At 44.6% G+C, this 12,689-nt stretch carries 8 protein-coding genes; 3 read left to right on the forward strand and 5 right to left on the reverse strand.

Features of this window, described 5'->3' with window-relative positions; genetic code table 11:
* Positions 1-30: 30 nt before the first annotated feature.
* Positions 31-1,584, reverse strand: a complete 1,554-nt coding sequence (locus tag FNC98_RS03320) for a tryptophan halogenase family protein (protein ID WP_143579928.1) — start codon at positions 1,582-1,584, stop codon at positions 31-33.
* Positions 1,585-1,829: 245 nt separating this feature from the next.
* Entirely contained in the window at positions 1,830-4,886 is a 3,057-nt protein-coding gene (locus FNC98_RS03325) for a TonB-dependent receptor (RefSeq protein ID WP_143579929.1), read from the reverse strand.
* A 642-nt stretch (positions 4,887-5,528) separates the two neighbouring features.
* Between FNC98_RS03325 and FNC98_RS03330 the strand changes: the two genes are divergently transcribed.
* A complete protein-coding gene (locus tag FNC98_RS03330) occupies positions 5,529-7,544 on the forward strand; it encodes an ADP-ribosylglycohydrolase family protein (RefSeq protein ID WP_143579930.1) in 2,016 nt (671 codons plus the stop codon).
* An 8-nt stretch (positions 7,545-7,552) separates the two neighbouring features.
* Here FNC98_RS03330 and FNC98_RS03335 read toward each other — a convergent pair whose 3' ends face one another.
* Both FNC98_RS03335 and hmgA read right to left on the reverse strand, forming a co-directional pair.
* Positions 7,553-8,785 carry a DUF1254 domain-containing protein gene (locus tag FNC98_RS03335; protein ID WP_185968048.1) on the reverse strand — a complete coding sequence of 411 codons (1,233 nt, stop codon included), beginning with the start codon at positions 8,783-8,785 and terminating at the stop codon, positions 7,553-7,555.
* A gap of 312 nt (positions 8,786-9,097) precedes the next feature.
* On the reverse strand, positions 9,098-10,405 hold the full coding sequence (gene hmgA / locus FNC98_RS03340; RefSeq protein ID WP_143579932.1) for a homogentisate 1,2-dioxygenase: 1,308 nt from the start codon (positions 10,403-10,405) through the stop codon (positions 9,098-9,100).
* Between the two features lie 261 nt (positions 10,406-10,666).
* Between hmgA and FNC98_RS03345 the strand changes: the two genes are divergently transcribed.
* A complete protein-coding gene (locus FNC98_RS03345; protein WP_143579933.1) occupies positions 10,667-11,503 on the forward strand; it encodes a tetratricopeptide repeat protein in 837 nt (278 codons plus the stop codon).
* A 203-nt stretch (positions 11,504-11,706) separates the two neighbouring features.
* Here the strand turns inward: FNC98_RS03345 and msrA are convergent, their stop codons facing one another.
* A complete protein-coding gene (msrA, locus tag FNC98_RS03350; RefSeq protein ID WP_143579934.1) occupies positions 11,707-12,246 on the reverse strand; it encodes a peptide-methionine (S)-S-oxide reductase MsrA in 540 nt (179 codons plus the stop codon).
* 89 nt (positions 12,247-12,335) lie between these two features.
* On the opposite strand from msrA, the gene FNC98_RS03355 reads away from it, so the two are divergent.
* Positions 12,336-12,554, forward strand: a complete 219-nt coding sequence (locus FNC98_RS03355; RefSeq protein ID WP_143579935.1) for a DUF3820 family protein — start codon at positions 12,336-12,338, stop codon at positions 12,552-12,554.
* Positions 12,555-12,689 lie beyond the last annotated feature (135 nt).

Here is a 12,689-nt window from a genome sequence, read left to right on the forward strand (position 1 = left end):
TTTTATTGACAATACGGTAGGCAGTGAGCGCTACACTTTGTTCAATCCGAATTGTCTAATCTTGTTTAGTAATTCCCGATTGCTCGGTAATGTTCGCAGTAAATGCTGCGTTTTCTTGTTGTTTTCATTAAAGTACTGCTGCACCGATTGCATCGGAACATGGCGTTTTTGTAACCAGCTCAAATCAGTATCAAACCCCATCCCATAGAGGACATACTGAAAGCTTGCTGCTGGAAATAATTCTTCTGTGCGTGAACTGTCGAACGTGAATGGCGTTTGGTATTGCCATAGGGTCAACAATTCCTGAAGTGGTTCAGGAATCGAATGTTGGGCACGGTTATCTTGCCAATATGGCTCGCTGCGTTTTGATAGTACGTAATGTAATTTCAAAAATTCGATTATGCGTTGCCAGTGATGGCTGAAGCGTTGGTTAAACCGTTTCGCGGTAATATCCATGATCTGACGGTTCGCCGGAAGCTGTTCGGCTATCATTTTTGCCGATTGTTCGATAAGCGCCAGCGCGGATGCTTCAAGGGGTTCTATGAAACCTGCAGACATGCCAACGGCGACACAGTTTTGATGCCAGAAGGTTTTACGGTGTCCTGGTTTTATTGATATTTTGCGAATATCAAGGGTGTCGGCCTGATCGCCAATATCGGCACGGATATAATCCCTTAATTGTTGCTCAGCCTGCTCGTCACTAATGTAATCACTGGCATATACGTGGCCGACGCCCCGGCGAGAGGGTAGGCCTATATCCCAAATCCAGCCACTCGTTTGGGCAGTCGACAGGGTGTGCGAGGCAATTTCAGCATCAGGCGTTTGATACGGTACATGCACTGCAAGTGCTGAATCATTGAATAACACTGCCGATTGATCGATAAACTCAACGCCATAATAGCCGCCAAGTAACAAAGATTTGCTACCGGTACAATCAATGAATAAATCGCCCTCGATATCGCCATGTTCTAGTGTCGATACACTGGCGATATCATTAGACTGAGGGCAGGAATTGATATCGGTTACATCGTCAAGAATATGTTTAACACCAAGCGCTTGGGTACAGTGCTGCTGCAAAAGCTTACTGAATTTTGCAGCATCCAAATGATAACCATAGTTGGCGTGGAACGCATATTCCGGTGTTGCGATTTGCTTAGGTGCCAGGTTGTTATCGCATAGTTGTCCCTGGCACGTGACCGCATCGGCAAAGGATACTTTGTCACGATGAGGATACCAGTGTTGGGCGATATTGGTTTCGAAAAAACCGACCGGTGGCGTAAATGGATGATAGTAGCTGTCACCATCACCATGCAGCCAATTACTGAACTTTGAGCCTTGCTTGAAACTGGCGTCGCATTCCGTTAAAAACTGGGTTTCACTGATCCCCATTTTTTTCAGACTGGCACGCATTGACGGCCAGGTACCTTCACCGACACCGACGGTTGGTATATTGGCTGATTCAATAAGTACTACTTCAATACTATTGGAATTTTTGGTTTCGTGTTCAGCGGCAATCAATCCGGCACTGAGCCATCCTGCGGAACCGCCGCCAACGATAATTATTCTTTTAACGGGTTGATTCATTCGGCTTTGAATTGTTGTAAAACTTCTATCTTTATTTAAGCCAACAATGCACTTTTTTTAACGTTGTTTTTGATAGTGCAAATGTGACGACAACCCTTACTATATCTGGGTTTTTGTCATCTATCTACAGGAAAATTCAATATCTGAGAATTAATTTTTGGTCAATTTTTAACAAGCTGAAAATGCAAAATAAAAAGCCGCACGAGGCGGCTTTTTTATTACGTCTACGGGGAGTAAACGCTGGTTTAGAACACGTAGCGTGCACCAATGCTGTAACGCGCTCCTTGTTGATACACATTAAGTACCTGGTACTCAGAACGACCGTGCTTACGACGGTACTCTTCTGTAATGTTGATACCTTCTACGAAGATAGACAAACCTTCAAGATCCTGGAACGTGTAGCTTACGTTGAAGTCGAACTGCTCGTATTCTTCAACATATACCGGGTGAGCACCCGCACCGTTACCAGTAGCCTCTAGGTAGTCATCACGCCAGTTATAGGCTAAACGTGCTGAAATGCCATATTTTTCATAGAAAAGTACGAAGTTAGCAGTATCAGAAATACCTTCTTGTACACCGTCATTAGTATCACCAACCACAGCAGTGTTGTCGTAAGGAGGGTTTACCAGGATGCGGTTGTTGTAGTCATCACCGGCATCAACAATGGTGAAGTTAGCAAACGCACCGAAACCGGTATCCCAGAATACGTGCTGAATTGCGAATTCCCAACCGTCGAAGGTGTTTTCAAAATCACTGTTACCTGGGGTTGTAGTATTAAAGGTTAACAGATCATCGCCAGGAACACCTTCAATGACGATTTGTCCACCATCCATGTAAACTTCTGGGTTGTCGCTAAAGTTATCGAAGATATATTGACGAATTGCCGCATCATCACCTGCACCGGCAGCACGGGCTGCGTCTACTTTAGGACCATTACGCGGGTCGTAAATACCGAATAGCTCAGCAGTTCCACGATCCTGTCCAATCCAGTTTTTCACATCTTTCTGGAACCAGCCCAAAGCAACATAGCTGGACTCATCGTAGTACCATTCTGCGGATAAATCGTAGTTGGTTGACTCAAGAGGTAGTAAATCTGGGTTACCGGAATTACCGTCGGCACCAGCGGCGCTATAAAGCGTGGCAACAGTAGTACCACCTTGTAATTGCGAGTAATCGGCACGACCGATAGTTTCGCTATAAGCAGCACGTAAGATAATGTCGTCTGTTACTTCAAGGTTAAAGTTAAAGTTCGGAAGTAAATGATCGTAATCACCTTTCTGGCTCAGGAATATCTGGCTATTACCTTCAGGCTGAGCAAAAACGGTTTCATTCGAACCGACCCATCTAGCTGTCGCACCCGTGTAATCCAATACCGCAGATTCCGCGAAGATTTCCGTTTCTTCGTAACGAAGACCGATATGCACGTCAAATGGCATGTCGCCAATTTCACCGTCATAGTTCCACTGTACGTAGTAAGACATGATTTCTTCTTCAACAAAGCGGTTGGTATCACGGGCATAATTGGTTGAAGGGCAGTACAAAGTGCCACAGTCACCAGCAATGGCAGGGTCTACCATCATCGCATAGTTGTCACGGGCATATTGCAAGACTGATTCGAAGTCCCACATGTAGAAGGTATCTACGATTTCAAACTCATCCGCAGACATAGTAGGGTGGTTTTCGAAGTTACCGCCACTTACGTCATCGAACTTATCCTGAATGCTTTGCTCAGGGAAGAATTCTGCAGGAATATCGCCAGCATTACCAACACCACCCCACTCATCACGCTGTACCTGAACTGCTAGGTTGGTCTTGTTAGCGGTCATCATGTTGATACCAAAATCAATGCTACCAAACTCATCTAGCTCGTAGGTACCGCTTAATTGCGCCTGATCGATTTCAGAACGGTTGTCATCATTTCGGAAGAAACCACCGGTAAGTTGCATATCCGCAGGAGTTAAGCCTGCTGAGCCGCGTACCGCTAATGTTGGAATGGTACCAGTAAAGTCTGTGGCTGAAGCTTCACGAATGAATGCTGCAGTAGACAATACGTTTGAGCTACCATATGGGCTATTTGGTGTTTCTTCGGCGTCAGAAGAGTGATAGTCAAATTCAAGGCTTAAGTTTTCATTAACTTGCCATGCTAAGTTAAGACCAATGGAGTTTGATTCAGCTTTTACGCCAGAAACACTACCACCCATTGAGAAATCCTGAATTGCATCACCATAATCTTCTGAGTAATAAAGCGGTGAGAACACGCCAGGTTCAGCTTCGGTCCAAACGTTTTCTGAAGGGAAGAACTGATACCAGGCCGATACATCGTTAAACTGACGATCAATCTCGTTAGTCATGTAGGTGTAATCAACGGTAGCTACGAAATCTTCAGTGATTTCATATTGTAATACCAACTGACCATTAATACGGGTACGTTGTTGCTCTTCAAAACGATACGCGGTTGTTTGCGGAACCGAGTAAATATTGCTGTCATCTAATGACGGGTCAGGACGGTCGATTTGGTTCTCATAAGGAACCCCACCCCAGTCAGCATTACCGCCGGACCAGTCCTGGTTAATTCTTGCTGGGAATGAACGCCAGCCGGTGCCAACTTCAGCTTGCTGGCTACCACTTTCACGCTCAGCGTAACTACCAGAAATTGAAATACCAAACTTGTCGTCCAGGAAAGTGTTTGAGTACAAGCCTGATAATTCAGGAGTAACACCACCTTCTAGGGTTGAACTATCATCCATTGCTTTTACACCAACGGTGGCCTTCAGACCCGGGGTGTTAAGAGGACGATGAGTAAGGATGTTAATGGTTGCACCGATACCACCTGTTGCGATGGTAGCGTCGCTGGATTTATAAATCTCTGCACCAGTAACCAGTTCAGATGCGATGTTGTCAAAATCGAACGAACGTCCACCGGTAGAAGTTGGCATCTGACGACCGTTTAATAAAACTAGGTTACGGTCAGGGCCAAAACCACGAACCGTTACCCGGCTACCTTCACCGTTATCACGGTCAATAGCTACACCGGTGATACGTTGTAAGGATTCTGCAAGGTTAGTATCTGGAAATTTACCGATGTCTTCGGCGTTGATGGCCTCAACGATACCTTTCGCGCTGCGTTTGATATCCATTGATTTCGTTAAACTGCCGCGAATACCAGTAACTTCAATAACTTCTACTTCTTCTTCAACAGAAGCAGTGTTCTCTTCAGCACCGGCACTGGCCATGGTGGTTGCACCCAGCACTATCGACAGCGTGGTTGCTAACTTAGACTTCTTGAACGTCAAGTTCGTCATCTGATTCTCCCCTGGGAAATTAATCCCTGTTGTTTTTGTTTTGTAACCGCTTACATTTTTAGTTCTTGTACGTCGAAAAAATGCGGTTATTTATAAACTAATACGTTATTTACATTAGGTCAACATTAATTGTTAATGTAAAGTTGATTGAAAATTAACCATTTCGTGGTCTTCAGTTAGGGGAAACTGCTCGCCTAGAAATGGTTTTTCCGCCAATTTTTTCTTAAGTTTTGATGTTTTTTCATATTGTTTTCGTTTGGGTTTTTCTTGTTTTCATCACGTGATGCGGAACCGACCCTGATCGCCATTTTGCCGCTTTTTTAAGAATTAATCATGGTTTGTGTGTTGGCGTTATCATTAAGGTAAATTAAAAGTTAATTAAGATGAAATATTGCTTTTGTGGTTTGGGCTTGTGGTGTTTGTGCCGTTTTGAGGTGAACGTTTTTGTTTTTATGAGTTTTTTTGTTTGGCCCTAACAACTTTTTTGGTGATTTTATTAAACAGTCTTTGGCGCATAATTTTAGAAGCTTGGCTTATCCCATGCTGTTAATTACACTAAATGGTATCCCTGATAGGTAGTGACTCATGCGATAGTCTTCAGGCAACACTAAATAAACAGATTTAAAAAATTAGGTGGTTGTTATGAATAGCTCGTTTATTCGCTCACGAATGTTGTCAGGTGCGATCACCTGCGTTTTGGCCCTTTCATGTTATATCCCTACCTACGCTAAAGATAAGCACGATACCATTTCCATATCCGTGGATGATTACCATCAAAAAGTTTATGCGTCCTGGCTAGGGCAAATGGTCGGCAACTTCTATGGGCTACCTTACGAATTTAAATACATTGAGCAGCCGGGCCCGGATGCATTTCCCTATGGTTATGATTCCAGTCTTGAACGCTTAAAAGAGGTCGATGGCGCGTTTTCCGATGATGATACCGATATTGAATATATGTATCTGCTGGCAATGGAAAAGTATGGCACTACGCCTTATTACTACCAACTTGCCGATGAATGGCAACATCAGGTGCGCCAACGGGTTTGGGCGGCAAATCGCCAGGCCCTGACATTAATGCGAGCCGGCTATACGCCACCATTAACAGGACATCGGAACTTTAACAGCGAATGGTTTCAGATTGACCCGCAACTGGTTAATGAAATCTGGTCGGTGACATCGCCGGGTATGGTCAATTATGCGGTACAAAAAACCGATTGGGCGGCACGAGTGACCAATGATAGTTTTGGCGTTGAACCGGCAATGCACTACGCGGCTATGTATAGTGCTGCTTTTTATGAAACAGATATCCCTACCTTGATTGAAATAGGTGTCAAAGCTCTGCCAAGAGACTCGAAGTTTTCGAAAGTTGTGGCGCATATGCAATCGCTTCATGAAAAATATCCACAAAACTGGCAGCAGGCACGTCAGGAAATGGCCGCTACCTACGCCAAGAATTTCGATTACAATCCGAATTCCTGGTATCCCATTGACGCTACCCTAAATGGTGCCTGCGCCATTTTGGCTTTGCTCTATGGGGAAGGGGATTTTCAACGAACCATGGATATGTCTGCAGCACTTGGTTATGACGCCGATAATCAGGCGGCAACTCTGGCTGGATTATTAGGGATCATCGGTGGCCTTGATGCTATCCCCGAATCTTTATTATTTCCATTCGGTAAAGATACCTGGCAGCAGCCGTTAAACGATAAGTACATCAACGTCACCCGTGAAGATTTACCTGACGCCAGTATCCGCGATATGGCCAGACGCATGGCGTTATTGGGGGAGAAAATTATTATCGCCAATGGCGGTAAAAAGCAACTTGTTGATGGCAAGGAGGTTTATGTTATCAAACAAGATGCGGATTTTATTGCGCCGATGGAATTACCAAAAGCGCCTGCTCAGTTTATCGAAGCCAATACCGATTATAGATTTGAGTTCTATCCACTTCTTAATCATCAGTCTCTGGATTACCTGAAGTTTTCCATCGTTGAGGGTGAAGGGGCTTTACCTGAAGGCCTTACCTTAAAAGGTAATGCCTTAACCGGTAGTGTCGATAAAGTGGGTGAATATTCATTTACCATTCAGGGCGTAACCCCTGGGATGATTAATCGTCAACAATACCTGTTGTCGGTACACAGTAAAAATCTGGCCCCCGAGGCGGTTGCCATTATTCACAATGATGATGAGTTTGATGCACCAGAGGCGACAATCAATCTGATTCGTGATGGTAAGCGTGGCTTAATTGATGGCTATACCAATGGCGACACCTTCTACTCAAAGCCGCAGGACAGAGCTCCGGCTACGGCCGATTCCTACGGATATCGCTTTGCGGAGCCTAAGGAAATGTCAGTGTTATTATTCAATCCTGGCTATGTAAAAGAAGATGGTGGCTGGTTTACCAGCATTGAAGTTCAATATCTAAATGCCCAGCAACAATGGCAGAATGTCGAACAACTTGCTATTACCCCCATGCTTAGCCTTCACAACAACAAATACCTGCAAGGGAAAGTCATCGACCATATTATTCAGTTTAAGCCGGTTACCAGTCAGGCGATTCGAATTATTGGGGTTCCCGGTGGTACCCAACCCGATGACAGTTCTGCAAAAAGAGAGTATTTCTCAGCGATTGCCGAGTTAAGCGTTCATCAGCGCTAGTTAGCTCGCTATTTTTGGGGCGAGGTATTGCGCTGTTTATTCGTCATTACCAATGAGACTTGCGGTTGGTAGTAATAACTGCGGATAAACGGTTGTTCAGGGGAAAACACAATTGGATAGCCAGGATTTCGGTAGTGCTGGGAAATGTGCTGGTTCGACTGATAATTGATTAGGGCAAAATTTACCTGACCCTGGTAGTCTTTGCTGGTGTTGTAGCTATGATAGCCCGGTTGGTGTTGTTCACTGCTTTTCGGTAGCGCATCTATTCCCCAGAACAATGCCGCGATAGCCGCTGGGTCGACAGACAATATCGATTCTTGGACCAGCGATGTCCTCTCATCCATTTCAATTCTTGAAGCCGTTTCTAAACGATTACTCGCGTTAACAGAAGGGTAGTTAATTAACAGGCTCAACGCTTCTTCTGAGTGTGGCACTTGTTCGCTATCACTGACACTCGTCATCAGCCCGACGTTATGCCAATGAGCCCTGGTAGCCAGGGTGGACTGAAGCCGGTTTAAGACCCGAACTTTGCTGTTGTCGTTAAAGGTTTGTTGCTGCATTTCCAGCCAGATATCTTCAAGAGCGCCAAAATCATGATGTTCACGCAGCCATTGAATTGTCTCCTGAGGTTTTAATACAGACGATACTCTTTGTTTTTGTTCGCTCGGCCTTATTATCCCTTCACTAAACCCCGACAGACTGATTTGCCTGCGAACTTCCCGCTCAGAATAGGTGGCTTTTGGATAACCTGACAGAGTTCTGAGAACGACCATAACATAACGGGATTTGCTGATAATCGTTTTTCCCTGGGGCGTTTGTCGCCTGTGGTTTTGATGGCTAAGCACGAATTTATGACTACCTTCGGTAACCAGCTGATAAAAAATCTGTTGATAGTTAAGATCGATAATTTGCAGGCTACGGTAGGGGCCGAACTGTTCCGGTAAGGTAATGACCGCCGGGACTACATTTAAATCGGCTATGGCGACAAGGTGATGGGTACCCGGTACGGTAAAATCAACAGGTTTTAACGATACTGGTGTGGCGAAACGATTGGCGCCAAACTGGCGCAAGTGCTGAATCACTCTTTCGCCATGGTAAATACGAGTAAAAGTGAAATACTCACTATCGTCAATTTGCTGCGGTTGATTTTGCCCGTAAATCGAAAAGCTGAGCAGGCCTGATAACAAGCCACACAGGAGCAGGATGGAGATTATATAGCGGTGACAGGCAGATGCAATCATGCCCTTTAGCATAGGGCATGATCACATTGTTTCGCCATCATACCAATCACACTAAGTTTGTGCACAACTCAGAGTTAGGGCCGAGGTTCAGTTACAACATAGATTTTATTGATATAGTCATTCTATATTAATGAAATATAGGGCAGTAAATGGGCCTCTCACTAACTCCCTACGGGTGAGTTTTAAAGGCATTTGGACTACGTTACTGGTTTTGGCTCATTTTGAGAGCGGAATAACCATTCTCTGCAATCAAAGCCTTGTCTAAAGCCTTTAAATTCTCACTGAGTGAGCAATAATTTAATGTGATTGGTATCACGGTTTGTTTGGATTGAATTTTTTCTCAATTGTCTGCCAGCAATCGATGTAGTTTGTTTGACGCTCTTTACCATTTAACGCATAGGCGGTTGGAGAAATGATATAGCGAGATTCAAACATAAATGCCAGGGTGTTCTGGTAGCGCTGCGGCTTTAATTCCACCGTACTGGCTTTTTCAAACACATCCGCTTCCGGTCCGTGCGGCGACATGCAGTTATGCAGGCTTGCACCACCTGGTACAAAACCATGTTCTTTCGCATCATATACGCCTTCGATAAGACCCATGTATTCGCTCATCAGGTTACGGTGATACCATGGCGGACGGAAAGTATTTTCGGCAACCATCCAGCGCGGCGGGAAGATGACGAAATCGAGATTGGCGACACCTGCAGTTGCAGTTTGCGAGGTTAATACCGTGAAAATTGACGGATCCGGGTGATCGTAACTTACGGTGTTGATGACATTAAAGTTGGATAAATCGTATTTGTATGGCGCCGAATTACCGGTCCAGGCAACCACATCCAATGGTGAATGGCCAATATCACACTGGAACATATTGCCGTTGAATTTGGTGATTAAGGTAAAGTCACCTTCTTTATCTTCATAGGCCGCTACCGGGTATTGGAAATCACGATCATTGCTATAACCGTTGGCGCCTACTGGTCCTCGCTCAGGCAAATGCAGCGGGTCACCGTAGTTTTCACAAAGATAACCGCGAGCATCGTCTGATAATAAACTTACCTGGAACTTGATACCGCGAGGAATTACCGCAATTTCACCGGCTTTTACGGTGAGCTTTCCACATTCAGTGGCAAGTAATAATTCACCTTGTTGTGGTACGAACAACAGTTCACCATCGGCATTACAAAAATATCGGCTGTCCATATCGGCATTGAAAGCGTAATGATGCACCGCCATGCCTGTTTGGCCATTGGCAGAACCATTGGCTGCCATGGTGATTAAACCATCGATAAAATCGGTTTTTTGTTCGGGAATGGCAATCGGATCCCAGCGCAGCATACTTGGTGGCGTAATCGCTTCGGTAATTGGTGCGGTGCGAATCAAGCCATTGTCCATAAGCTGGTATTCACCTTGAATGGCGCTTGGACGAATTCGATAAAACCAGGTGCGTCGGTTGCTATCGCGAGGCGCGGTAAAAGCGGTGGTACTGAATTGCTCCGTGTATAAATCGTAGCTTACACGTTGCGGGTTAAATTGCCCCTTTGGCAAAGCCCCTGGCAGTGCTTCGGTTTCAAACTCGTTTCCAAATCCAGTCATGTAGGTTAATGAATCAGCGACCGACATTATGACTTCCTTTATTTATTATCATTGCGATGGATAACTAAATCTTAACGTAAAAAGTCTGGAGAATTAATGACCCCAATAAATTTGTGGTTTCATCGATAGCGATTTGTATCATCAAGCGTAACTTCAACTTTACAACTTTTGTAAAGCCGTTGAATTTGATGCCGATACCCAAGCAATTGCAACGATTACTTGTTATTTTTCAAATAGCCCTTAAATTAGCTTGTAGCAACTAATAAATCTTTTTGAACAGCAGGATATATGATTCAAGTTACCCCGGAAAATTTTCAACAGTTAATGTTTGAGGACTCGAAAGAGAAATTGGTCGTTGTCGCGTTTTGGGCCGACCAAATCCCGGAAAGTGTGCAATTGCGAGACGCCTTAGCAAGCAGTTTAGCCGGTAAAGAGCAGGCAATTATTTTTGCCGGCGTTGATTGTCAGCAACAGCAACAAATAGCCGCGCAATTTGGTATTCAATCGCTGCCAACCGCGATTGTGGTTAAAGATGGTCAGCCGATTGATGGTATCGCCGGGCCACAAACCGATGAAACCTTGAATCAATTTCTTGATAAGCACTTACCTAAGCCAGAAGATGAAATGCTTAGACAAGGTATGGATGCGTTGCAACAACAGCAACCGGGCGACGCCTTAAACTTCTTACAGCAGGCTCGAAACCTTGATGACCAGCGAGCCGATATCGCTCTTGCTTTAATCGATTGTTATATCCAACTGGGCAAACTTGATGATGCCGATGTCTTGTTAGCCACCATTAAAATGGTCGATCAGGATAGTTACTATCAGAGTCTGGTTTCGAAACTGGAACTGGCGCGCGAGGCAAGTCAGTCTCCGGAAATAACCGCATTGGAAGAAAAGCTTACCGCCGATCCTGAGAACATTGATATCCAGCGCCAGTTAGCAGCGCAATACAGCCAGAACAATCGTCAGGAAGAAGCATTGGAAATGCTGTTTAAGCTTCTGCAAAAAGATATGGGCGACAGTGAATCGAGAAAAATGCTGTTAGATATTCTAACCGCACTGCCGGCAGGTGACGCTTTGGCTGGTAAGTATCGACGCAAGCTATACACATTGATGTATTAACTTTCACAAAATACTCTGTGAATTGTATTTTATTAAAGGTGGATTCGAAATATAAGATATTTCGATGGTGGAGAATCGAGTAAACGACACTCGATTGGGTGGAGTCGAAACGAATGACGTTTCGATGAGGGATAATCGAGCGCTTTGCGCTCGATTGGTAACAGCAAATTCGTCTTCCACCTCCCACCTTCCTCTTCCACTTTCTATTTGCCCTGCAAATAACGCTTCAACTTTTCCAGTTTCGGAGCAACGATCACCTGGCAATAGGATTGGTGTGGGTTGGTATCGTAATAATCCTGGTGATAATCTTCGGCGCGATAAAAGGTGGCCAGTGGTTCAATGGTGGTGACAATCTCCAAAGTGTATTCACCTTCTTGGTTTAGCGCGTCGATTTTTGCTTTAGCTTGTTGTAACTGTTCATCGTTATGGGGGAAAATCGCACTTCGATACTGAGTACCGGTATCATTTCCCTGCCGATTTAACTGGGTTGGGTCGTGAAGAATAAAAAAGATATCCAGGATCTCTTCAAAGCTTATCTTGTCCGGGTTAAACGTAACTTGTACGACTTCCGCATGTCCTGTGGTGCCGGAACAAACTTGTGCGTAGGTTGGGTTTTCAATTTCACCACCCATATAACCGCTGATTGCGCTAATCACACCCGGCACGCGCTGATAGGGTGCTTCCAGGCACCAAAAACAGCCGCCCGCGATGGTTGCGGTTTGTACATTTTGTTCAGACATCATCAACCTTCCCGTATCAAGCATCAAATATTACTTTAAACCCAGAATACTTAAAGTTACCATCAAATATTCATACACGCAGCAGTAGCACTATGGATCAACAAGAATTAATCGACGCCGTTAACCAGAAAATGCCGTTTGGCAAATATCAGGGGCGACCATTGCTTAAACTTCCTGAACCTTATCTGGTGTGGTTTAAAACCAAAGGCTTTCCAGATTCTAAATTAGGCCGACAACTAGCGTTAATTTATGAAGTGAAGCTTAATGGATTGGAAGCCATGCTTATGCCTTTACTTAGGGATGACTACTAACCTCTGGATGAGTCAGTATATGGTCATGGCGTGTTGCAACTCACTGCTGTATTTATCTCTATATAGGGGATTTAACATTCCGTTTCACGCCCCTGTAACAGCCAACGCAACAGTTGTTGACACTCGATACTTCTT

It is taken from the genome of Thalassotalea sp. PS06, assembly GCF_007197775.1.
Lineage (GTDB): Bacteria > Pseudomonadota > Gammaproteobacteria > Enterobacterales > Alteromonadaceae > Thalassotalea_A.

What these genes read in the sequence shown, in the direction of transcription:
- FNC98_RS03320 (WP_143579928.1), bottom strand. Translation starts at nt 1,584, where the DNA reads ATGAATCAACCCGTTAAAAGAATAATTATCGTTGGCGGCGGTTCCGCA.
- FNC98_RS03325 (WP_143579929.1), bottom strand. Translation starts at nt 4,886, where the DNA reads ATGACGAACTTGACGTTCAAGAAGTCTAAGTTAGCAACCACGCTGTCG.
- FNC98_RS03330 (WP_143579930.1), top strand. Translation starts at nt 5,529, where the DNA reads ATGAATAGCTCGTTTATTCGCTCACGAATGTTGTCAGGTGCGATCACC.
- FNC98_RS03335 (WP_185968048.1), bottom strand. Translation starts at nt 8,785, where the DNA reads ATGATTGCATCTGCCTGTCACCGCTATATAATCTCCATCCTGCTCCTG.
- hmgA (WP_143579932.1), bottom strand. Translation starts at nt 10,405, where the DNA reads ATGTCGGTCGCTGATTCATTAACCTACATGACTGGATTTGGAAACGAG.
- FNC98_RS03345 (WP_143579933.1), top strand. Translation starts at nt 10,667, where the DNA reads ATGATTCAAGTTACCCCGGAAAATTTTCAACAGTTAATGTTTGAGGAC.
- msrA (WP_143579934.1), bottom strand. Translation starts at nt 12,246, where the DNA reads ATGATGTCTGAACAAAATGTACAAACCGCAACCATCGCGGGCGGCTGT.
- FNC98_RS03355 (WP_143579935.1), top strand. Translation starts at nt 12,336, where the DNA reads ATGGATCAACAAGAATTAATCGACGCCGTTAACCAGAAAATGCCGTTT.